Source organism: Blastomonas sp. AAP25 (assembly GCF_001295965.1).
GTDB lineage: Bacteria > Pseudomonadota > Alphaproteobacteria > Sphingomonadales > Sphingomonadaceae > Blastomonas > Blastomonas fulva.
This window is the reverse complement of record NZ_LJHP01000008.1, coordinates 217274-234592: the sequence shown is the minus strand read 5'-3', so window position 1 is coordinate 234592 and position 17319 is coordinate 217274. Positions and strand designations below refer to the sequence as shown.

General features: G+C 64.5%; 20 protein-coding genes. 7 read left to right on the top strand and 13 right to left on the bottom strand.

The genetic code is table 11. The features are described 5' to 3' along the window. Window positions 1-4: 4 nt before the first annotated feature. The 4 genes from IP68_RS09360 to IP68_RS09345 all read right to left on the bottom strand — a co-directional run bounded on the left by IP68_RS09360 (window position 5) and on the right by IP68_RS09345 (window position 4816). Window positions 5-889, bottom strand: a complete 885-nt coding sequence (locus tag IP68_RS09360) for a LysR substrate-binding domain-containing protein (protein ID WP_082382260.1) — start codon at window positions 887-889, stop codon at window positions 5-7. A 405-nt stretch (window positions 890-1294) separates the two neighbouring features. Beyond that, entirely contained in the window at window positions 1295-1711 is a 417-nt protein-coding gene (locus IP68_RS09355; protein WP_054134807.1) for a DUF4112 domain-containing protein, read from the bottom strand. A 52-nt stretch (window positions 1712-1763) separates the two neighbouring features. Beyond that, complete coding sequence (locus IP68_RS09350; protein WP_082382246.1) at window positions 1764-3227, bottom strand: ABC transporter substrate-binding protein; 1464 nt, start codon at window positions 3225-3227, stop codon at window positions 1764-1766. Next, complete coding sequence (locus IP68_RS09345) at window positions 3224-4816, bottom strand: ABC transporter substrate-binding protein (protein ID WP_054134692.1); 1593 nt, start codon at window positions 4814-4816, stop codon at window positions 3224-3226. The genes IP68_RS09350 and IP68_RS09345 overlap by 4 nt, the downstream gene beginning before the upstream one ends. 139 nt (window positions 4817-4955) lie before the next feature. On the opposite strand from IP68_RS09345, the gene IP68_RS09340 reads away from it, so the two are divergent. Then, entirely contained in the window at window positions 4956-5378 is a 423-nt protein-coding gene (locus IP68_RS09340) for a glycine zipper 2TM domain-containing protein (protein ID WP_082382245.1), read from the top strand. Window positions 5379-5457: 79 nt separating this feature from the next. On the opposite strand, the gene glnA is transcribed toward IP68_RS09340, so the two are convergent. From glnA to map, 3 genes are all read right to left on the bottom strand, one after another. After that, entirely contained in the window at window positions 5458-6870 is a 1413-nt protein-coding gene (gene glnA, locus IP68_RS09335) for a type I glutamate--ammonia ligase (RefSeq protein WP_054134691.1), read from the bottom strand. 122 nt (window positions 6871-6992) lie between these two features. Next, on the bottom strand, window positions 6993-7331 hold the full coding sequence (locus tag IP68_RS09330) for a P-II family nitrogen regulator (protein WP_017671887.1): 339 nt from the start codon (window positions 7329-7331) through the stop codon (window positions 6993-6995). A 326-nt stretch (window positions 7332-7657) separates the two neighbouring features. Continuing rightward, on the bottom strand, window positions 7658-8482 hold the full coding sequence (gene map / locus IP68_RS09325; RefSeq protein WP_054134690.1) for a type I methionyl aminopeptidase: 825 nt from the start codon (window positions 8480-8482) through the stop codon (window positions 7658-7660). Window positions 8483-8581: 99 nt separating this feature from the next. Between map and IP68_RS09320 the strand changes: the two genes are divergently transcribed. The 3 genes from IP68_RS09320 to IP68_RS09310 are packed head-to-tail and all read left to right on the top strand — an operon-like array spanning window position 8582 to window position 10044. Beyond that, window positions 8582-8818, top strand: a complete 237-nt coding sequence (locus IP68_RS09320) for a type II toxin-antitoxin system Phd/YefM family antitoxin (RefSeq protein ID WP_054134689.1) — start codon at window positions 8582-8584, stop codon at window positions 8816-8818. Further along, window positions 8815-9210 carry a type II toxin-antitoxin system VapC family toxin gene (locus tag IP68_RS09315; RefSeq protein WP_054134688.1) on the top strand — a complete coding sequence of 132 codons (396 nt, stop codon included), beginning with the start codon at window positions 8815-8817 and terminating at the stop codon, window positions 9208-9210. The genes IP68_RS09320 and IP68_RS09315 overlap by 4 nt, the downstream gene beginning before the upstream one ends. A 57-nt stretch (window positions 9211-9267) precedes the next feature. After that, window positions 9268-10044, top strand: a complete 777-nt coding sequence (locus IP68_RS09310; RefSeq protein WP_054134687.1) for a molybdopterin-binding protein — start codon at window positions 9268-9270, stop codon at window positions 10042-10044. On the opposite strand, the gene IP68_RS09305 is transcribed toward IP68_RS09310, so the two are convergent. Next, on the bottom strand, window positions 10045-10362 hold the full coding sequence (locus tag IP68_RS09305) for a 2Fe-2S iron-sulfur cluster-binding protein (RefSeq protein WP_054134686.1): 318 nt from the start codon (window positions 10360-10362) through the stop codon (window positions 10045-10047). 106 nt (window positions 10363-10468) lie between these two features. On the opposite strand from IP68_RS09305, the gene IP68_RS09300 reads away from it, so the two are divergent. Then, window positions 10469-11086, top strand: coding sequence for a DNA-3-methyladenine glycosylase (locus tag IP68_RS09300; RefSeq protein WP_054134685.1), 618 nt, complete (start codon window positions 10469-10471; stop codon window positions 11084-11086). 13 nt (window positions 11087-11099) lie between these two features. Beyond that, window positions 11100-11606 (top strand): hypothetical protein, encoded by a 507-nt coding sequence (locus tag IP68_RS09295; RefSeq protein WP_054134684.1) that lies wholly within the window; start codon window positions 11100-11102, stop codon window positions 11604-11606. A gap of 7 nt (window positions 11607-11613) precedes the next feature. On the opposite strand, the gene IP68_RS09290 is transcribed toward IP68_RS09295, so the two are convergent. Genes IP68_RS09290 through IP68_RS09280 form a run of 3 tightly spaced genes read right to left on the bottom strand, consistent with a single transcriptional unit; the run spans window position 11614 to window position 14503 of the window. Then, window positions 11614-12153: a hypothetical protein gene (locus IP68_RS09290; protein WP_054134683.1), complete on the bottom strand. Its 540-nt coding sequence runs from the start codon at window positions 12151-12153 to the stop codon at window positions 11614-11616. Then, on the bottom strand, window positions 12150-13694 hold the full coding sequence (locus tag IP68_RS09285; RefSeq protein WP_054134682.1) for an ABC transporter permease/substrate-binding protein: 1545 nt from the start codon (window positions 13692-13694) through the stop codon (window positions 12150-12152). Before IP68_RS09285 ends, IP68_RS09290 begins: the two co-directional genes overlap by 4 nt. After that, complete coding sequence (locus IP68_RS09280; protein WP_054134681.1) at window positions 13691-14503, bottom strand: ABC transporter ATP-binding protein; 813 nt, start codon at window positions 14501-14503, stop codon at window positions 13691-13693. The genes IP68_RS09285 and IP68_RS09280 overlap by 4 nt, the downstream gene beginning before the upstream one ends. A gap of 148 nt (window positions 14504-14651) precedes the next feature. Here IP68_RS09280 and IP68_RS09275 point away from each other — a divergent pair, with 148 nt between their 5' ends. After that, a complete protein-coding gene (locus IP68_RS09275) occupies window positions 14652-15458 on the top strand; it encodes an SDR family oxidoreductase (RefSeq protein WP_054134680.1) in 807 nt (268 codons plus the stop codon). An 84-nt stretch (window positions 15459-15542) separates the two neighbouring features. Here the strand turns inward: IP68_RS09275 and IP68_RS09270 are convergent, their stop codons facing one another. Together IP68_RS09270 and atpD are read right to left on the bottom strand one after the other, a co-directional pair. Continuing rightward, on the bottom strand, window positions 15543-15800 hold the full coding sequence (locus IP68_RS09270) for an ATP synthase F1 subunit epsilon (protein ID WP_054134679.1): 258 nt from the start codon (window positions 15798-15800) through the stop codon (window positions 15543-15545). A gap of 53 nt (window positions 15801-15853) precedes the next feature. Continuing rightward, on the bottom strand, window positions 15854-17296 hold the full coding sequence (gene atpD / locus IP68_RS09265) for a F0F1 ATP synthase subunit beta (RefSeq protein WP_054134678.1): 1443 nt from the start codon (window positions 17294-17296) through the stop codon (window positions 15854-15856). Window positions 17297-17319 lie beyond the last annotated feature (23 nt).

The following is a 17319-nucleotide window of genomic DNA, read 5'->3' as shown; positions in this document are numbered from 1 at the left end:
GGTTTTAAATCCCCGCGTCGACCAGCCAGTCGTGGAACAGCCGCACGGCGCGGGTCTCCAGCGCGCGGGGTTTGCACACGAACCAGTAGCTGTACGGGCTTTCCACGCGGACATCGAACAGCTTGGCCAGCCGGGTGTCGCCCGAGCGGGTGAGGTGATCGTCGTGCATGATCGCGATGCCCAGGCCCTGGGCTGCGGCTTCGAGCATCAGCGGCCCGCTGTCGATATGATCGATCGATGCCGGTTGCAGGTCGACCAGCCCTAGCGCGTGCTTCCAGGCCTCGAACGATTCCGGCATGTCGTTGTGGATCAGGATCGTCTGGCGGTTGAGCCGCTCCAGATCGGGGGTGGACCCCAGGCTCTCCACGAGCTCGGTCGAGGCGATCGCATAGACATAATTGCGATCGAGCCGCACCGAGTGCAGCGAAGGATCGGGATTTTCCGACAGGATGATCGCGGCATCGAGCGTGTCGCCCAGCCGAGCCTCGCCATGGCCCGAGGTGTCGACATCGATGTGCAGCAGCGGATAGAGCCTGCGCAACTCGCCCAGCCGCGGGACAAGCCGCTGGCTGCCGAACAGCGGCAGCATCCCCAGCCGCAGGCGCAGCACCCGGCTGTCATCCATGTGCGCGGCGACCGCATCGGCCAGCGCGTCGATCGCGGGGGCAACGCTGGCAAACAGAGCTTCGCCCGCCTCGTTGAGCTTGAGTTGCTGGTTGTGGCGCTTGAACAGTTTCTTGCCGACAAAGTCTTCCAGCCCGCCGATCCGGCGACTCAGCGCCGAGGGCGAGAGCGCCAGCTCGCTGGCCGCGGCCTTGGCCGAGCCGAGTCGCGCGACACGCAAAAATGCCTCGAGAGATCGCAAAGGGGGGAGACGTCGCATGGCCATATCGGCGAGCATTATTGCACTGCAGCGGAAATGTGCAATTGCAAATAGCGAACTTAGTGCGGTTTTCCGTCAGTGGACTTGCATTCTTTGCAATTATCCAAAGCTATTTCGCACTTGCACAATAAGGGTCTCTGACCCATATTGATCATGCCTTTCAGGCATCCTCTCCTAAAAACTTTATCGGGTCAGCCTTCGGGCTGGCCCTTTTTTTGTCTGCTGAGGCCTGAGGGCGGTGGCGTAACCAATTGTTTCGCGCTTGGCAAACCCTTTGATTTCCTTGCTCTACGCGGCGTCTGCCCGGCAAAGGCTCTGCACACGATTGCACTGAATCGCTGTCCAGCGGTGTCAGGGTCGGGTGCGCCGCCTATAGGGTGCGCGCGAATGAAAGGTGATTCGTATTGCGGATCACATCTCGATAATGCGCGTCGCCGGATGGTGCTTGTCGAGATGCTTGCGGATAATCTTGAGATTGCGCGTATTCGACCGCCAGAACAGGTCGAACAGGTCGCCTGCCAGCGGTACCGCGCCCACCAGGCTGTCGAAGCCGACATTCGCAGCCATGCGCGCCAGCTGGAATTTGGACATCCCCAGGTTCCGCGCCTCCCACACCATGTAAAGGCCCATCGCGCCGGTGACGATATCGCCGACCACCGGGACCAGTCCGAGCGCGAAATCTAGCCCGACCTTGCGGTTGATGCCGGGCACGGTGAAGCTGCGCTCGAGCACCTGTTCCATCATCTCGATGCGCCTGCGGATCGAGGCGGGGTCATTGGCAAGCGCGGCGCCCATGACCTTCATCTGCGCCGCCTTGATCTGTTCCATCTGTTCAGGCCGGATCGTCTTCATGCTGTCCTCCGCAACCCCTTGCAGCGGCTTATCTGGGGATCGCAACCATATCCGGCAAGGCGTGCCATCCATCGGCGGTGATGGCAAAGCCGGGGACGTTGCCGCGCACCAGCGAAAAGCGCACCGGAGCCCCCAGCGGGATGTAGATGTTGGCGCTGGTCATCGACAGCTCGGCCTCGGCCATCTGCTGCGCGCGAACCGCCGGATCGCCCGCCCGCTTGGCCTGCGCTAGCAGCACATCGCCGTCCCTGTCGCACACCGGCCGTACGACACAGGCGAGCTGGTTGAGGAACCAGGAGGGCTGACGATAGCGCGCGACCTCGTCGATCAGCTTCAGGTCGGCCTTGCCCTTGCCCTCTACCAGCCGGCTATCGATGCCGATGGTGGCCAGATCGCGCTTGAGCCGCCCGAATACCAGCCGGCTGCCGGGTCCCTTGGGCATGGCGATGCGCAGCACGGGCAGCGTCTCGTTGTCCTGCCGCCAGCGAACCACGCGCGCACGCGCCAGCTCGCGGCGCTGATCGAGTGACAAATCCGCCCAGCGTTCACCCACCAGCGGCGCGTACCGATCCAGCCCCAGCGGCACGATCCGCGTCATGGTCTGCCATTCGCGGATGCCCAGCGGGGTCATCAGCGCCTCGCGGTCGATTGCCAGCGCAATCGCCTCGCGATTGGCGGCATCGCCCAGAAACCCGCGGCTTTCGACCACCAGCAGCCCGAACAGCCCGATCACCGGGTCTGCGCGCACGGTGTTGTCGGCGACAGCAGCGGCGCTGAGATAGGGCAGATGCTCGAACCTGCCGCCCAGCACCATGCTGGTTTCCCCCATCGCGAACCGGGCGATGGCGCGCGCGGCTTTTTCGGTGCGCACCTGCAGCGGGCGCACCGGGGGGCGAAACTCGCCTTCGACCAGATCGTCGGCGCGCTCGGTCAGCACGGTCCAGTATTGCTGCCGATCGGCGACCAGCGGGCCCGAGCCCCGCCCGCTGCGGCGGATGCCAAGTTCGGGCAGCGCCAGGATGCGCAGCAGATCGGGCTGCGGGGCGAGCAGGCGGATCTCGATCACCCGCCCGGTCATCGACCTGATATCGCGCACCTCGGTAGTATCCGCGCCGATCGCGGTGCGGCTTTCGATCTGCAGCCGACGGCGCAGCGCCGCCGCGACATGTTCGGAGGTCACCGTATCGCCGTTTTCCCAGCGCGCGTTGCGCAGGCGAAAGATATAGCTGAGGCCGTCATCGGTGACGATCCAGCGTTCGGCGAGCGCGGGAACGATGTTGCCCAGCGAATCGAGCCGGACCAGCCCCTGCGATGTCGCCGCGCGCAGATATTCTGCGGCAGGCGCAAGCTCGGCGGCGTCCAGATTGTTCACCGGCGAGGGGTCGATGATCGAAATGCCCAGCGGCGAGCTGTCCGATCCGCTGCACGCGGCCAGCACCAGCACTGCAGCGATGCTGCAAGACCGCCAAGTCCTTGCCAGAGCGCGTGTCATTGTCCGCCTTTCAACCCGGTGCCGCTGCCGATGGCGATAGCAGGGCCGCGGCGAAGCGACAACGCGGCGCTGGGGTGGACGTTGCCGGGATTGTCGATCCAGCCGGTCACGCGGGGCGCAACCAGCGCGCCGCTGCGATAATACCATAAGGGGATGACCGGCATGGTTTCTAGCAGCCGCGCCTCGGCGGCGCGCATCGCCGCCAGCCGCGCCGGCGGATCAGCGGTGGCCATCGCTGTATCGAGCAGCGCATCGAAAACCGGATCGGCATGACCCGAATAATTGACCTCGCCCGAGTCCGAACGGTGCACCGCTAGAAAGTTCTCCGGCGCGGGCAGATCGGCGATCCAGCCCGAGCGCGCCATCTGGAAGTCGCCGCGGCGCATCGCGGCAAAATGCAGCGCAGGTTCGCTGTTGAGGATGCTCGCCTCGACCCCCAGCGGCTTCCACATCGCCGCCAGGGCGACGGCCATTCGGCGGTGTTCAGCCGACGAGTTGATCCGGATTTCGAAACGCAGCGGTTTTGCAGGGGAAAAGCCCGCCGTCGCGATCAGCCGCCGCGCCTCACGCTGGCGCTGCGCGAGAGGCCATACCGCCCAGTCCGGCTGCACCGCTGCACCCCCGGCGAGCGCGGGCGGCACGATCGCATAGGCAGGTGCGTTGCCCATCGGCAGCAACGCACGCGTGATCCATTCGCGGTCCACCGCCATGCTCAGGCCCTTGCGCACCCGCGCGTCGTCGAACGGCGGCTTTCGGGTGTTGAGCGTGAAGTAATAGCTGCCCAGATAATCGCCGGTGCGCACCGCTTGCGGCCTTTGTGCGACCAGCCAGCCGTGGCGGCTCTGTGGAAAGTCGCCCGAGATATCGGCATCGCCCGCCAGGAACAGCCGCATCCCGGCGAGCGCATCGTCCACCGGCTTCCACACCACCATAGCGATGGGCGCGCGTCCGGCATGCCAGCGCGGGTTGCGCTCCATCACCAGCCGGTCGTTGAGCCGCCATTCGCGGGTGCGATAGGGACCGGAGGTGACCAGCGGGCGTTCGGCAGTCCAGTCGCCCTGCGCGCCACCAGTCCGGTGCAGCGGAAGCGCGGCCATGGCCGGGTGCGCCAGCAGGGCAGGGATTTGCGGGAAGGGGGCGTTGAGTGTCACGATCACCACGCCATCGCCATCTGCCCTCACGTCAGCAATCGCCGCGAACAGCGCGGTGTGCGGCGATCCGGTGGCAGGATCGTTCAGCCGCCGCCACCCCCCCACGAACACCGCGGCGGTGATCGCAGAGCTATCCGAAAAGCGCAGTCCGTCGCGCAGCGTAAACCGCCAGACCCGGCCGTCAGCCGAGACGGTCCAGTCGCGCGCAAGCCCTGCTACCGCGCGGCCCGCACCATCGAAGCGGGTCAGTCCTTCGAACTGGTCCGCCGCCACTCGCAGCGAGGCGATGTCGGAATAGACCTGCGGGTCCAGTCCGCGGATTTCGGAATCGGTCAGCCGGACCAGTCGGTCTGGTCCGGGCGTGCTGTCCGATGCCGGAGGCCCGGCATGGCAGGCGGTCAGCAGCACGCTGAGCAGGACAAGGATCAGGAGGCGCATCGCTGGCAGCTTGCCCCGAATGACGGCGGCAGGGAAGGCGCGATGGAGCGCGTTTTGGCCAGGCCCTCAAAAATCCGGATTTTGCGGAACGGAACGCAGCGGCGGCGCGTCCATGCTTCAGCAAAAAGCGAGGAACATCATGACACTTTTCACCACCAAGGCATGGACTGTGGGCGCTGCGATTGCTGCGGCGACGGTCGTCAGCGGCTGCGCTGGATCGGGCTTCAACGATCGCGGTTTCAGCAACGCTCGGCAATACGACTATAACCGCCCGGATCCATCCTACGGTGGCTATGATGCCGGACGCTATTATCGTGACGACCGGCGCTATCGCGAGCGCCGCCTCAGCCGCAACGACCGCGTCTACCGGGGTCAGGACGGACGCTATTATTGTCGCAGGTCCGATGGCACCACCGGGCTGATCGTCGGCGGCGTTGCAGGCGGCGTGCTGGGCAATGTCATCGCGCCGGGCGGATCGGACACTTTGGGCACCATCCTGGGCGCCATTGGCGGCGCGGCCGCTGGCCGGGCGATCGATCGCAACGGGACACGCTGCCGCTGAGGACCGCGAGCTTTACGGCTACAAAAAAGCGCCCCGGGTTTCCCCGAGGCGCTTTTTTTGTGCGCAATACGCCGGCAGCTTACCAGCTGTAGTACATATCGAATTCGACCGGCGAGGGGGTCGTTTCCCAGCGGCTCACTTCAGCCCACTTCATGTCGATATAGGCTTCGATCTGGTCCTTCAGGAACACGTCGCCCTTGAGCAGGAAGTCGTGGTCGGCGATCAGCGCGTCGAGTGCTTCGCGCAGGGACGCACAGACGGTCGGCACTTCCTTCAGCTCTTCGGGCGGCAGGTCGTACAGGTTCTTGTCCATCGCCTCGCCGGGATGGATCTTGTTCTGGATGCCGTCGAGGCCCGCCATCAGCAGCGCCGAATAGCACAGATAGGGGTTGGCCATCGCGTCGGGGAAACGGAATTCCACGCGCTTGGCCTTCTCGCCAGTGCCATAAGGGATGCGGCACGATGCCGAGCGGTTGCGGCTCGAATACGCGAGCAGAACCGGCGCTTCAAAGCCGGGCACCAGCCGCTTGTAGCTGTTGGTGGTCGGGTTGGTGAAGGCGTTGAGCGCCTTGGCGTGCTTGATGACGCCGCCGATGAAGTACAGGCACATGTCCGACAGGCCCGCATAGCCGTTGCCAGCGAACAGCGGCTTGCCTTCCTTCCAGATCGAGATGTGCGTGTGCATGCCCGATCCGTTGTCCTGCTTGATCGGCTTGGGCATGAACGTTGCCGTCTTGCCGTAAGCCTGCGCGACCATGTGGACGACGTACTTGTAGATCTGCATGCGGTCGGCGGTTTCGGTCAGCGTGCCGAAGGTCAGGCCCAGCTCGTGCTGCGCGGCGGCAACCTCGTGGTGGTGCTTGTCGCAGGGCAGGCCCATTTCAAGCATGGTGCTGACCATCTCGGCGCGGATGTCGACGACGCTGTCGACCGGTGCAACCGGGAAATAGCCGCCCTTGGCGCGCGGACGGTGGCCCAGGTTGCCGCTTTCATAGGCGCGGCCCGAGTTGGTCGGCAGCTCGATATCGTCGATCGAGAACATCGATCCGGCATAGCCGTCCGAGAAGCGCACATCGTCGAACATGAAGAATTCGGCTTCGGGGCCGACATAGACGGTATCGCCGATACCGGTCGACTGCAGATAGGCTTCGGCGCGCTTGGCGGTGCTGCGCGGATCACGGGCATACAGCTCGCCGGTGCCGGGCTCGACGATGTCGCAGAACAGGATCAGCATCGGATCGGCCGAGAACGGATCGATGTACGCCGCGTCCATGTCGGGGCGCAGGATCATGTCGGATTCGTTGATCGCCTTCCAGCCTTCGATCGACGAACCGTCGAACATCAGACCGTCTTCGAGCTCATCCTCGCCAATCACGCCGGCGCACATCGTGAGGTGCTGCCACTTGCCCTTGGGATCGGTGAAGCGGACATCGACCCACTCGATCTCGTTTTCCTTGATCATTGCCAGAATGTCTTTGGCGGTTTTTGCCATCTTAGCTTTCCCTCTTCATGAAATCCGGTCCGGGCCTGTTGCCGGGCCCCCCTTTGGTGAAACTGACGTGTGTTCTTGCAGCCTTGCCGAGGCAGGCCTCTCCTTGGATCGCGCGCTGTTGTTCAGACCGCGTCGTTATCGCGTTCTCCCGTGCGGATGCGCAGAGCGGTCTCCACCGGGATCACGAAAATCTTGCCGTCGCCGATGCGTCCGGTCTGTGCAGCAGCCGCGATCGCCTCGACCACGCGGTCGGCCAGCGCATCGTCAACCACCACTTCCAGCTTCACCTTGGGCAGAAAATCGACGATGTACTCGGCACCGCGGTACAGCTCGGTATGCCCCTTTTGCCGCCCGAAGCCCTTGGCCTCGGTCACGGTGATGCCGGACACGCCCACTTCGTGCAGCGCTTCCTTCACTTCGTCGAGCTTGAAGGGTTTGATGATCGCTTCGATCTTTTTCATGTGGTCCTGATCATCCTGTGCTCGGCCACCCCGCCCTGACGGCGCGGTGCTGATGGGAAAGAACGGCGCGGGTTGCCCAGCACCGCCATGACATTGTGCAGGCAAGCCGGGCGGGCGCAGCGCGCCTCTCCCGAATCCCCCCTTGCATGCTACCAAACAATTAACGTGCCAAGACGCAAACCGCTACAATTGCTTGGCCGCATCGCAACATTATTGCGGCGGATGATGGAAATGCGGGCACGCGATATCGCGGTTGCCTATATTTTGGGCAAATGCTCTGCCCGCCGGACGCGTGCGAAGCGCAGCAAGGCCCGGTCCGGCGCGCCTCAATACGGCGGGCGGTCGAGGCCTGCCAGGCTCTTGGTGAAGATCTCGCAGCCGGTTTCGGTGATGCCGATCGAGTGTTCGAACTGTGCCGACAGCGATCGGTCGCGGGTGACCGCCGTCCAGCCATCCTCCAGCATCTTCACCGCGGGCTTGCCGATGTTGATCATCGGCTCGATGGTGAAGAACATGCCGGGTTTGAGCTCGGGTCCGGTGCCGGGGCGCCCGGCGTGGACGACCTCGGGCGCGTCGTGGAACAGCCGGCCCAGGCCATGGCCGCAGAAATCGCGGACCACGCCGTAGCGGTGCTTCTCGGCGAACGACTGGATGGCGTGCGCGACGTCGCCCATCGTGTTGCCGGGGCGCGCCTGCTCGATGCCCAGCATCAGGCACTCATAGGTCACATCGACCAGCCGCCGCGCCTTCACCCCGACATCGCCGATCAGGAACATGCGGCTGGTATCGCCATGCCAGCCATCGAGGATCGGGGTGACGTCGATGTTGATGATGTCACCGTCCTTGAGCTTCCGGTCGGCGGGGATGCCATGGCAAACGACATGGTTGATCGAGGTGCAGCAGCTGTGAGTAAAGCCGCGATAGCCGAGCGTGGCCGGGATACCGCCGCTCGCCAGCATCAGTTCGCGCGCCTTGGCGTCGATCTCTGCGGTGGTGACGCCTTCGCGGACGAACGTCGTCAACTCGTCCAGCACGCGCGCGGCGAGCTGCCCTGCCTTGCGCATGCCTTCGAAGCCCTCGGGGCCGTGCAGCTTGATGGTGCCGTCGCGCATCGGCGTATCGGCATTCGTGACGGTGACATACTGGTTCATGGTGATTCCATATAGGGGAGGGGCGGTCATTTTGCGACCCTGGATTGCAGTGGACTTAGTCCATTGACTTAGTCCGGTCAATGGGCTAACCCAAGCGATATGACCAGCATCGTCAATGTCCACGACGCCAAGACGCACTTTTCCAAGCTGCTCGACCGCGCGCATGCGGGCGAGGAGATCATCCTCGCCAAGGCGGGCAAGCCCTATGCGCGGCTGGTTCCGCTCGAAAAGCCCAAGGTTGAGCGCAAGCCGGGGCGGTTGAAGCTGAAGACGCCAATACCCGACGGCTTTTTCTTCGATCCGTTGCCCGAGGAAGAGCTCCGGGCCTGGGAATGACCGACTATCTGTTCGACACCCATGCGCTTGTCTGGTGGTGGACCGGCGACAAAGCCTTGCCTGGTGCAGTCTCCCGGGAAATCAGCGACGAAAGCAATACAGTCTATGTCAGCGCTGTCTCCGCTTGGGAGATTGCGACAAAGTGCCGTATCGGCAAATGGCAGGCAGCTGTGCCAGTTTTCGAGAACTTTGAAGAGCTTGCAGGTGCCGACGGGTTTATCGAGTTGAGCGTTTCGGTTGCCCACGGCCTGCTCGCCGGATCGCTTCCCGGCGAGCATCGCGATCGCTTCGACCGGATGATCGCGGCGCAGGCGATCCATGACGAGATGGTCGTGATCACCCGCGATCCGGCGCTGGCAGGGCTGGGCTGCGCCACCTTCTGGTCGGAGTGACGCGCGCGCCGGAACGAACCGCTTGCGCGCTCCGGCGCACGCGCTAAACACCGGCGCATGACAGCAGACGCACCCGCATCAAGCCCCCGTATCTGGACCGCCGCGCTGATCGTCATCGGCGATGAAATCCTCTCCGGTCGCACCCAGGACAAGAATATCGCGCAGGTCGCGACCTGGCTGAACGTGCAGGGCATCCGGCTGAAAGAGGTGCGGGTGATCGCCGATGACATGGATGCGATCGTCGAGGCGGTGAACCTGCTGCGCGCGCGCAACGACTATCTGTTCACCACCGGCGGCATCGGCCCGACGCACGATGACATCACGGTAGATGCGATCGCGCAGGCGCTGGGCGTCGATGTCGTGATCCATCCGGTGGCGCGGGCGATCCTCGATGGCTATTATGCGACACGCGGTGGCCTGACCGAAGGTCGGCTGCGGATGGCGCGGGTGCCCGAAGGCGCGGAGCTGATTGAAAACCGCATGTCGGGTGCACCGGGTATCCGCATCGGCAACCTGTTTTTGATGGCGGGCGTGCCGCACATTACCGCAGGCATGCTCGACGCGCTGACCGGGACGCTGGAGGGCGGATTGCCGCTGCTGTCGGCGACCCTGGGCTGCTGGGTGGCGGAAAGCGAAGTCGCAGACATGCTGGGCGCCACCGAGCGCGCGCATGAAGGCTGCCAAATCGGCAGCTATCCGTTCTTCCGCGAGGGCAGGGTGGGCGCGAATTTCGTCATCCGCTCCACCGATCAGGGCCAGTTGGACGCATGCGCCGGGGCGCTGGTGTCCGCGCTGGAAGCCACCGGGCGCGAGGTCACGCCCGGCGGGATCTGATCAATCTTCAGGCGCGATCGCGACCTTGAGGCCGTCCAATGCGGCCGTCATCTGGATCTGGCACGACAAGCGCGAGGTGGCGTTGCGATGATCCGAGCTGTCGAGCAGGTCGTCCTCATCGGCGCTGACCGGGGGAAGCTTGTCGGTCCATTCTGCATCGACGTGCACATGGCAGGTCGCGCACGAGCAGCAGCCGCCGCACAATGCGAGCAGTTCGTCAAAGCCATTGTCGCGGATCGCTTCCATCACGGACAGTCCGGTATCGGCCTCGATGGTGCTCTCTTCGCCTGCACGGTTGACGACAATCAGCTTTGGCATGGAAACTCCCCAAGATAATGAGCCAGGCTATGGCCCCCGCAAACGTCGCTGCTATGATCAACCGGGCGCGCGAATGCAAGCGGCGGATGCGAGAGGAACTGCAGTTATGGGATTGACCGCCGAGCAACTGAGCCACGGGCTCGATGCCGTTGCCGCCCGCGAGCCCGCGATCGCGCGTGCGCTGGAGATTGCGGGCTATCCCGAACCCCGCATCCGATCGCGCGGCTATACCACCTTGCTGCGCACCATCGTCGGCCAGCAGGTCAGCGTGGCATCGGCGGCGTCGGTGTGGAACAAGCTCGAGGCGGCGCTGGGCGAGGGCTGCGCCCCCGATGCGCTGATCGCGGCGGAATTCGATGCCTTGCGCGCCTGCGGCATGTCGCGCCAGAAACAGGGCTATGCCCGCTCGCTCGCCGAACTGGTGGTCTCCGGCGCGCTCGATCTGGAAAACCTGCCCGCCGACGACGAGGAGGCGATTGCCGAGCTGGTGCGGATCAAGGGCATCGGGCGCTGGTCCGCGGAAATCTATCTGCTGTTCGCGGAAGGACGCCCAGATATCTGGCCCGCAGGCGATCTGGCGGTGCAGGCGGGGATCGGGCGCATACTGGCGCTCGACGAACGGCCATCCGAAAAGCTGACCCGCGCCCTGGCCGAGCCCTGGTCGCCGCATCGCGGTGCGATCGCGATCCTCACCTGGCAATGCTATAACAACGCGGCTCTCTAAGGACGCGGCGGCGATGCAGGCCCATCTTGGCGGTCTGGCTCTGGGACTGGCGCTTGCGCTGGTCGGGGTGCTGACCTTCGTCACCGCATCGCAGGAGCGCTTGCTGCAAAAGTGGATGGGAAGCACTGTCGATCATGGCCAGTTTCCTGCTGCCAGAAGGGCGCTGCGGAGGCAGGGGATGGTACTGTTCCTCTCGGCTGCCGCCACGGTGCTGGTATCGGCAGGGCCATCCATTGGGCTGGCGGGCGAGGCAGCGATGGCACTCGTCGCTGCGCTGGTCGTCATCCAGGCGTTCCTGATCTGGCGGCTCTACGGCAATCGCGATCCGTTTGTGCGCCAGATCCTGGGCGAAACCGCCAGCATGGCGTTCTGGGTGGGAATAGCCGGATTGTTCCTATGGGCCGCGGCAGAGCGATTTGCCGGCGCCGGGCGGCTCGAAGCGCTCGATCTGGTGGTCGCCGGGATGGCGGTCCACGGCGCCACCGTGATGCGGATATGCGCGCGCCGGTTGCGCGGCTGAGCGCCGATCAGCCCTTGAACAGGATACGCCCGCTGGCGAGCCGCTCGCGGCTCAACGTGGTGACTTCCTTGAGGAAGCTGGTCGGCTTCTTGAAGAACTTGCTCTTGGAGTTGATCTTCAGTCCCGCAGCCGTCGCCACTTCCGCGATGAAGTGCACGCAATTGGCGGTGTTGAGGTTGTAGCTCTTCTGCTTCTTGTTGCGCCACTTTTCGGTCACCGCCATCACCGCGCGATATTCGGCATCGGTCAGTTCATAGGTGAAATGCGGGTTGGAGCTGGCGATGTACTTGGGCTTGGCATGGCTGATCTCGCCCTGGACCCAGCCGAACAGGATGCTGGGACCGGTGCTGGTGGCGGTGAAGCCGACATTGGTGTCCACGCTCTCGCCGGTGGAATCGACCTTGCCCTTGAGCGTTGCAAAGGCATGGGGAAACTGGCTGCCCAGTTCGTGGCTGTAGAAGGTGATGGTGACGCTGGCATGGGCGGCATGGGCCCACAGCATCATCGGGGCGATCAGAAAGGTCAGCAGCAGGCGCTTGAGCATCATCGAGTCTTCCCTTGTGCAGGCGCAGCCAGCGCCCCGTCGAGCCAGGCTGCCGAATCAGCCGGGCTTTGCTTGTTGTCGTCCCTGTCGACGCGATAATTGGCCTCACGCATTTTTTCCACCGGGATTGCGCCGACAAGCGGTTTGAGTGCCTCGACCAGCCGTGCGTCGCGGGCGGCTGACCGGCTGACCATCAGGATGGCGTCATACGAGGGAATTGCGCCCTTGGGATCATCGAGCACGACAAAGCCGTTGGCGGCGATCCTGCCATCCGACGAGAAGGCCGAGATGATGTCCGCCTCGCCCAGCGAGAGCGCGCGGTACATGAAGGTCGGCTCGAACGCCCGCCGGCCCTTGAAGCGCAGCGGATAGGCGGCCTGGACCATCTGCCATTCGGGCCGCTCGAGAAACTCGACATCGGTGCCGAACACGAACTGCGGCGCAACGCGCACCACATCGTCGAGCGAACGCAGGCGCAGCCGCTTCGCGTCATCGGGGCGCACCGCAAAGGCATAGGTGTTTTCGAAGCCCAATGGCCCGACCAGTTGCACGCCATGCTGCGCCTTGGCCCAGCGCGCGATCTCCGCGATCATCTGGGCCCGCGGCTCGGGGTCCTGCCGCTGCATCTCGTTGGTCCAGATGGTGCCGGCATAATCGACATAGACCTGCACCTCGTCGCTGGCGAGTGCGCGGAACACCACCGCGCTGCCCAGGCCTTCGCGGTATCGCACCGCATAGCCCGCCGCCTCCAGCCGCCGCCCGATCAGCCGCGCGAGGACATATTGCTCGGAAAAGCGCTTGGCGCCGATGGTGACCACCGGGCGGTCGGCCTGCGGCGCGGGCCACAGAGCCGCACCCAGTCCCAAAGCCAGCGCGATCCCCGCCAGCCAGATGCGCAAATGCTTGCGCCAGCGGATCCCGCTCTCGATCAGCCCGAGCAGCAGATCGACGCTGATCGCGAGCCCCGCGGCCGCGAGACATCCGGCGAGCACCAGCGACCAGTTCTGGGTCTGCAGCCCGGCAAAGATCAGATCGCCCAGGCTGGGCTGGCCCACGGTGGTCGAAAGCGTCGCTGCGCCGATGGTCCAGACCGCAGCGGTGCGCACCCCCGCCATGATGGTGGGGGAGGCGAGGGGAGCTTCGACCAGCCACAGTTTCTGCAGCGCGGTCATGCCCACGCCGTCCGCTGCCTCGACCATCGCGGGTTCGACCGAGCGCAGCCCGGTCACCGCGTTGCGCAGGATCGGCAGCAGCGCATACAGCGTCAGCGCCAGCAGCGAGGGCAGAAAGCCCAGAGGGGAGATCGCATCGCCGAACACCGCCGAAAGCGCGAGCAGCAGCGGAAAGAACAGCGCAAGCAGCGCGAGCGCGGGGATCGTCTGGATCAGGCTGGCAAAGCCCAGCGTCACGCCTGCGACGGTGCGGCTGCGCGCGGACGCGATTCCCAGCGGCAGTGCGATCACCAGCGCCAGCCCGAGCGCGGCAAAGCTCAGCTGCACATGCTGGGCGAGCAGATCGAGGATGCGCGGCCAGTCCTGGTTCATGCGGCGGGCCCCGCCGCCCGCATCGCGGTGATCCGTTCTGCCTGTAGCCTCGGCACTGCGACCAAAGCCTCGGCCTCCGGCCCGCAGCGGCCCGCGATCAGCTGGGCAGGCGTGGCGTCCGCGACAATCCGCCCACTCGCCATCACCCAGATGCGGTCGGCAAACAGCAGCGCCTCGGCCATGTCGTGGGTGACCATGATCGTGGTCAGCCCCAGCTGCTCGTGCAGCGCGCGATACTGCTCGCCCAGCGTTTCACGCGTCACAGGGTCGAGCGCGCCGAACGGTTCGTCCATCAGCATCAGCCCGGGAGCGCCTGCCAGCGCGCGTGCGACCCCGACCCGCTGCTGCTGGCCCCCGGAGAGCTGCTCGGGCAGACGGGTGGCGAAATCGCGCGGCAGGTCAACGAGATCGAGAAGCGCGGTGACGCGGTCGTCCGGCAGCGGTTTGCCCGACGCGAGCCGCGAGCCGATACCGATGTTCTGCGCGACGGTCATGTGGGGAAACAGGCCGATGTTCTGGAAGACATAGCCGATCGAGCGGCGCAGCTGGTGCAGCTCCTGCGCGGCCACGTCCGCGCCGTCGATTCGCACGCTGCCATGATCGGGCTCGATCAGCCGGTTGACCGTCTTCAGCAGCGTCGATTTGCCCGATCCCGACGATCCGACGATGGCGACGAAGGTGCCGGGCGAAATTGTCGCATCGACGCCAGCGATGGCGACCGTGCCGCCATAGGCCTTGCCGACGCCCTCGAACGCTACGGCAGGGCCGCGCGCGGTGGCGGGCCGGGAGGAAGAGGGTGAGGTCGCCATGCAGAGCTGCTTATAGGCGGCACAAACCGGCGCTGGCTAGCCACTTGCGCGAGGGTTGGGGGCGGCTTAGCGTTGAGCGCGAAACACCTCATCCGTTTGTCCTCGGGAACTCGGAGAACGGGGCACCAGGATTAGGGAAGCCTGAACTATGACCGACACCAAGTACATCTTCATCACCGGCGGCGCATCGGGCATCGGGCGCGAGGTGGCGAAGTATTTCGCGCAGCGCGGATGGTTCGTCGGTCTTGCCGATGTCAACATGAAGGGCATGGACGAGACCGCCGCGATGCTGCCCGCCGGCATGGCGGCGACTTACATGCTCGACGTGCGCAGCCGCGAACAGTGGACCGCAGCGCTGGAGGCCTTCACCGAGGCCAGCGATGGCAAGCTCCATGTGCTGTTCAACAATGCCGGGGTGGGCATCGGCGGGCTGCTCGAGGAGCACAGCGAGGACGATATCGAGAAGCTGATCGACATCAACTTCAAGGGCGTCGTCTATGGCGCGCATATCGGCCACAGATATCTGAAGGCCACTCCCGGATCGTGCCTGCTCAACACCTCGTCCGCGTCGGGCATCTACGGCTCGGCCGGACTGTCTGTCTATTCGGCGACCAAATTTGCGGTACGCGGACTGTCCGAGGCGCTCGATATCGAATGGGGCCCGGACAACATCCGCGTGCGCGCACTGCTGCCCAGCTTCATCGACACCCCGCTGCTCGACGGACCGGTCGCGCGGACCAACCAGTCCAGCCGTGACAGCGTGACGGCGGCAGGGCTCGAGATCGCACCGGTGGCGATAGTAGCAGAAGCGGCGTGGGCCGCGGTGCACGATCCCAGGAACGTCCACAGCTATGTCGGACCCACCGCCAAGAAGCTCGCCTTTGCGGCAAAGTGGATGCCGGGCTCGATCCGCAAGCGCGGCGGCATCATGGCGCGCAAGCGCGCCGAAAGCTGATCTGCCGATTCCAGACACGAAAAGGGCGGCCGATGCGCTGTGCATCGGCCGCCCTGAAACTGTTGATCAGCCAATGCGGCTGGATCAGGCCGAAACGCGCTCAGCAAGGATCGTCAGACCCTTTTCGTTGACCTCGGCAAAACCGCCTTCAACCGCGATGGTTTCGGGCTGCGACCCTTCGGTCCTGTAGATCGAGACCAGCCCGTCGCGCACAGTCGACATCAGCGGCGCATGGCCTTCGAGCACGCCGAACTCGCCCTCGCTGCCGGGGACGACAACCATGTGCACCGCTTCGGAGCGGACCAGCCGTTCAGGGGTTACGAGTTCAAACTGCAGTGCCATTTCAGAATTCCTCAATGCCCTCTCCCCGCAAAGGGAGAGGGCAGTTTGTTCGATTAAGCCGCTTCTGCGAGCGTCTTGGCCTTTTCGACCGCTTCGTCGATGCCGCCGACCATGTAGAAGGCTGCTTCCGGAAGGTGATCGTATTCACCGTCCACCACAGCCTTGAACGAACGCACGGTGTCTTCGATGGCAACGAACTTGCCGGGGATGCCGGTGAACACTTCTGCCACATGGAAAGGCTGCGACAGGAACTTCTGGATCTTGCGCGCGCGGGCGACGGTGAGCTTGTCCTCTTCCGACAGCTCGTCCATCCCCAGAATGGCGATGATGTCCTGCAGCGACTTGTACTTCTGCAGGGTTTCCTGGACGCGGCGGGCGGTGTCGTAATGCTCCTGGCCGACAACGGCTGCGGTCAGCACGCGGCTGGTCGAATCGAGCGGATCCACGGCGGGGTAGATGCCCAGCTCGGAGATTGCGCGGTTCAGCGTGGTGGTCGCATCCAAGTGAGCGAACGAGGTGGCAGGGGCAGGGTCGGTCAAGTCATCTGCGGGAACGTAGATGGCCTGCACCGAAGTGATCGAACCCTTGTTGGTCGAGGTGATGCGTTCCTGCAGTGCGCCCATGTCGGTCGACAGGGTCGGCTGATAGCCCACTGCCGAAGGAATACGGCCGAGCAGCGCCGACACTTCCGAACCCGCCTGGGTAAAGCGGAAGATGTTATCGACGAAGAACAGCACGTCCTGGCCTTCCTGATCGCGGAAATATTCCGCGATGGTCAGGCCCGAGAGAGCGACGCGAGCGCGCGCACCCGGAGGCTCGTTCATCTGGCCGAACACCAGCGCAACCTTGGAACCTTCGCTGGTCGGGTTGCCGTCGGCATCCTTGGCGATAACGCCTGCGTCGAGGAATTCGTGGTACAGATCGTTGCCTTCGCGGGTGCGTTCACCCACGCCTGCGAACACCGAGGTGCCGCCATGGCCCTTGGCGATGTTGTTGATCAGTTCCTGAATGAGAACGGTCTTGCCTACGCCGGCGCCGCCGAACAGGCCGATCTTGCCGCCCTTGGCATAAGGCGCGATCAGATCGATCACCTTGATGCCGGTCACCAGAATGGCGGTTTCGGTCGACTGATCGACGAAATCGGGAGCCTTTGCGTGGATCGGAGCGAAGTTCTTGGCGTTGACCGGGCCACGCTCGTCGATGGGCTCGCCCACGACGTTGAGGATGCGGCCGAGCGTTTCGGGGCCGACCGGCATCGTGATCTGCGCACCGGTGTCGGTGACTTCCTGGCCGCGGGTGAGGCCGTCGGTGCCGTCCATCGCGATGGTGCGGACGGTGTTCTCGCCGAGGTGCTGCGCAACCTCGAGCACCAGCCGGTTGCCGTTGTTGTCGGTGACCAGCGCGTTCAGAATGGCGGGCAGATTGTCTTCAAAGGTCACATCGACGACAGCGCCGATGATCTGGCTGATCTTGCCCACATTATTGGTGATTGCCATAAATATTTCCTACTCGAATCAAG

Bases quoted from the DNA above. Each gene is read 5' to 3' on its own strand.
- IP68_RS09345 (WP_054134692.1), bottom strand. From the start codon at position 4,816: ATGCGCCTCCTGATCCTTGTCCTGCTCAGCGTGCTGCTGACCGCCTGC.
- IP68_RS09295 (WP_054134684.1), top strand. From the start codon at position 11,100: ATGCAGGCCCATCTTGGCGGTCTGGCTCTGGGACTGGCGCTTGCGCTG.
- IP68_RS09305 (WP_054134686.1), bottom strand. From the start codon at position 10,362: ATGCCAAAGCTGATTGTCGTCAACCGTGCAGGCGAAGAGAGCACCATC.
- atpD (WP_054134678.1), bottom strand. From the start codon at position 17,296: ATGGCAATCACCAATAATGTGGGCAAGATCAGCCAGATCATCGGCGCT.
- IP68_RS09285 (WP_054134682.1), bottom strand. From the start codon at position 13,694: ATGAACCAGGACTGGCCGCGCATCCTCGATCTGCTCGCCCAGCATGTG.
- IP68_RS09340 (WP_082382245.1), top strand. From the start codon at position 4,956: ATGACACTTTTCACCACCAAGGCATGGACTGTGGGCGCTGCGATTGCT.
- IP68_RS09355 (WP_054134807.1), bottom strand. From the start codon at position 1,711: ATGGAACAGATCAAGGCGGCGCAGATGAAGGTCATGGGCGCCGCGCTT.
- IP68_RS09290 (WP_054134683.1), bottom strand. From the start codon at position 12,153: ATGATGCTCAAGCGCCTGCTGCTGACCTTTCTGATCGCCCCGATGATG.
- IP68_RS09275 (WP_054134680.1), top strand. From the start codon at position 14,652: ATGACCGACACCAAGTACATCTTCATCACCGGCGGCGCATCGGGCATC.
- glnA (WP_054134691.1), bottom strand. From the start codon at position 6,870: ATGGCAAAAACCGCCAAAGACATTCTGGCAATGATCAAGGAAAACGAG.
- IP68_RS09270 (WP_054134679.1), bottom strand. From the start codon at position 15,800: ATGGCACTGCAGTTTGAACTCGTAACCCCTGAACGGCTGGTCCGCTCC.
- IP68_RS09350 (WP_082382246.1), bottom strand. From the start codon at position 3,227: ATGACACGCGCTCTGGCAAGGACTTGGCGGTCTTGCAGCATCGCTGCA.
- IP68_RS09320 (WP_054134689.1), top strand. From the start codon at position 8,582: ATGACCAGCATCGTCAATGTCCACGACGCCAAGACGCACTTTTCCAAG.
- IP68_RS09300 (WP_054134685.1), top strand. From the start codon at position 10,469: ATGGGATTGACCGCCGAGCAACTGAGCCACGGGCTCGATGCCGTTGCC.
- map (WP_054134690.1), bottom strand. From the start codon at position 8,482: ATGAACCAGTATGTCACCGTCACGAATGCCGATACGCCGATGCGCGAC.
- IP68_RS09310 (WP_054134687.1), top strand. From the start codon at position 9,268: ATGACAGCAGACGCACCCGCATCAAGCCCCCGTATCTGGACCGCCGCG.
- IP68_RS09330 (WP_017671887.1), bottom strand. From the start codon at position 7,331: ATGAAAAAGATCGAAGCGATCATCAAACCCTTCAAGCTCGACGAAGTG.
- IP68_RS09360 (WP_082382260.1), bottom strand. From the start codon at position 889: ATGGCCATGCGACGTCTCCCCCCTTTGCGATCTCTCGAGGCATTTTTG.
- IP68_RS09315 (WP_054134688.1), top strand. From the start codon at position 8,815: ATGACCGACTATCTGTTCGACACCCATGCGCTTGTCTGGTGGTGGACC.
- IP68_RS09280 (WP_054134681.1), bottom strand. From the start codon at position 14,503: ATGGCGACCTCACCCTCTTCCTCCCGGCCCGCCACCGCGCGCGGCCCT.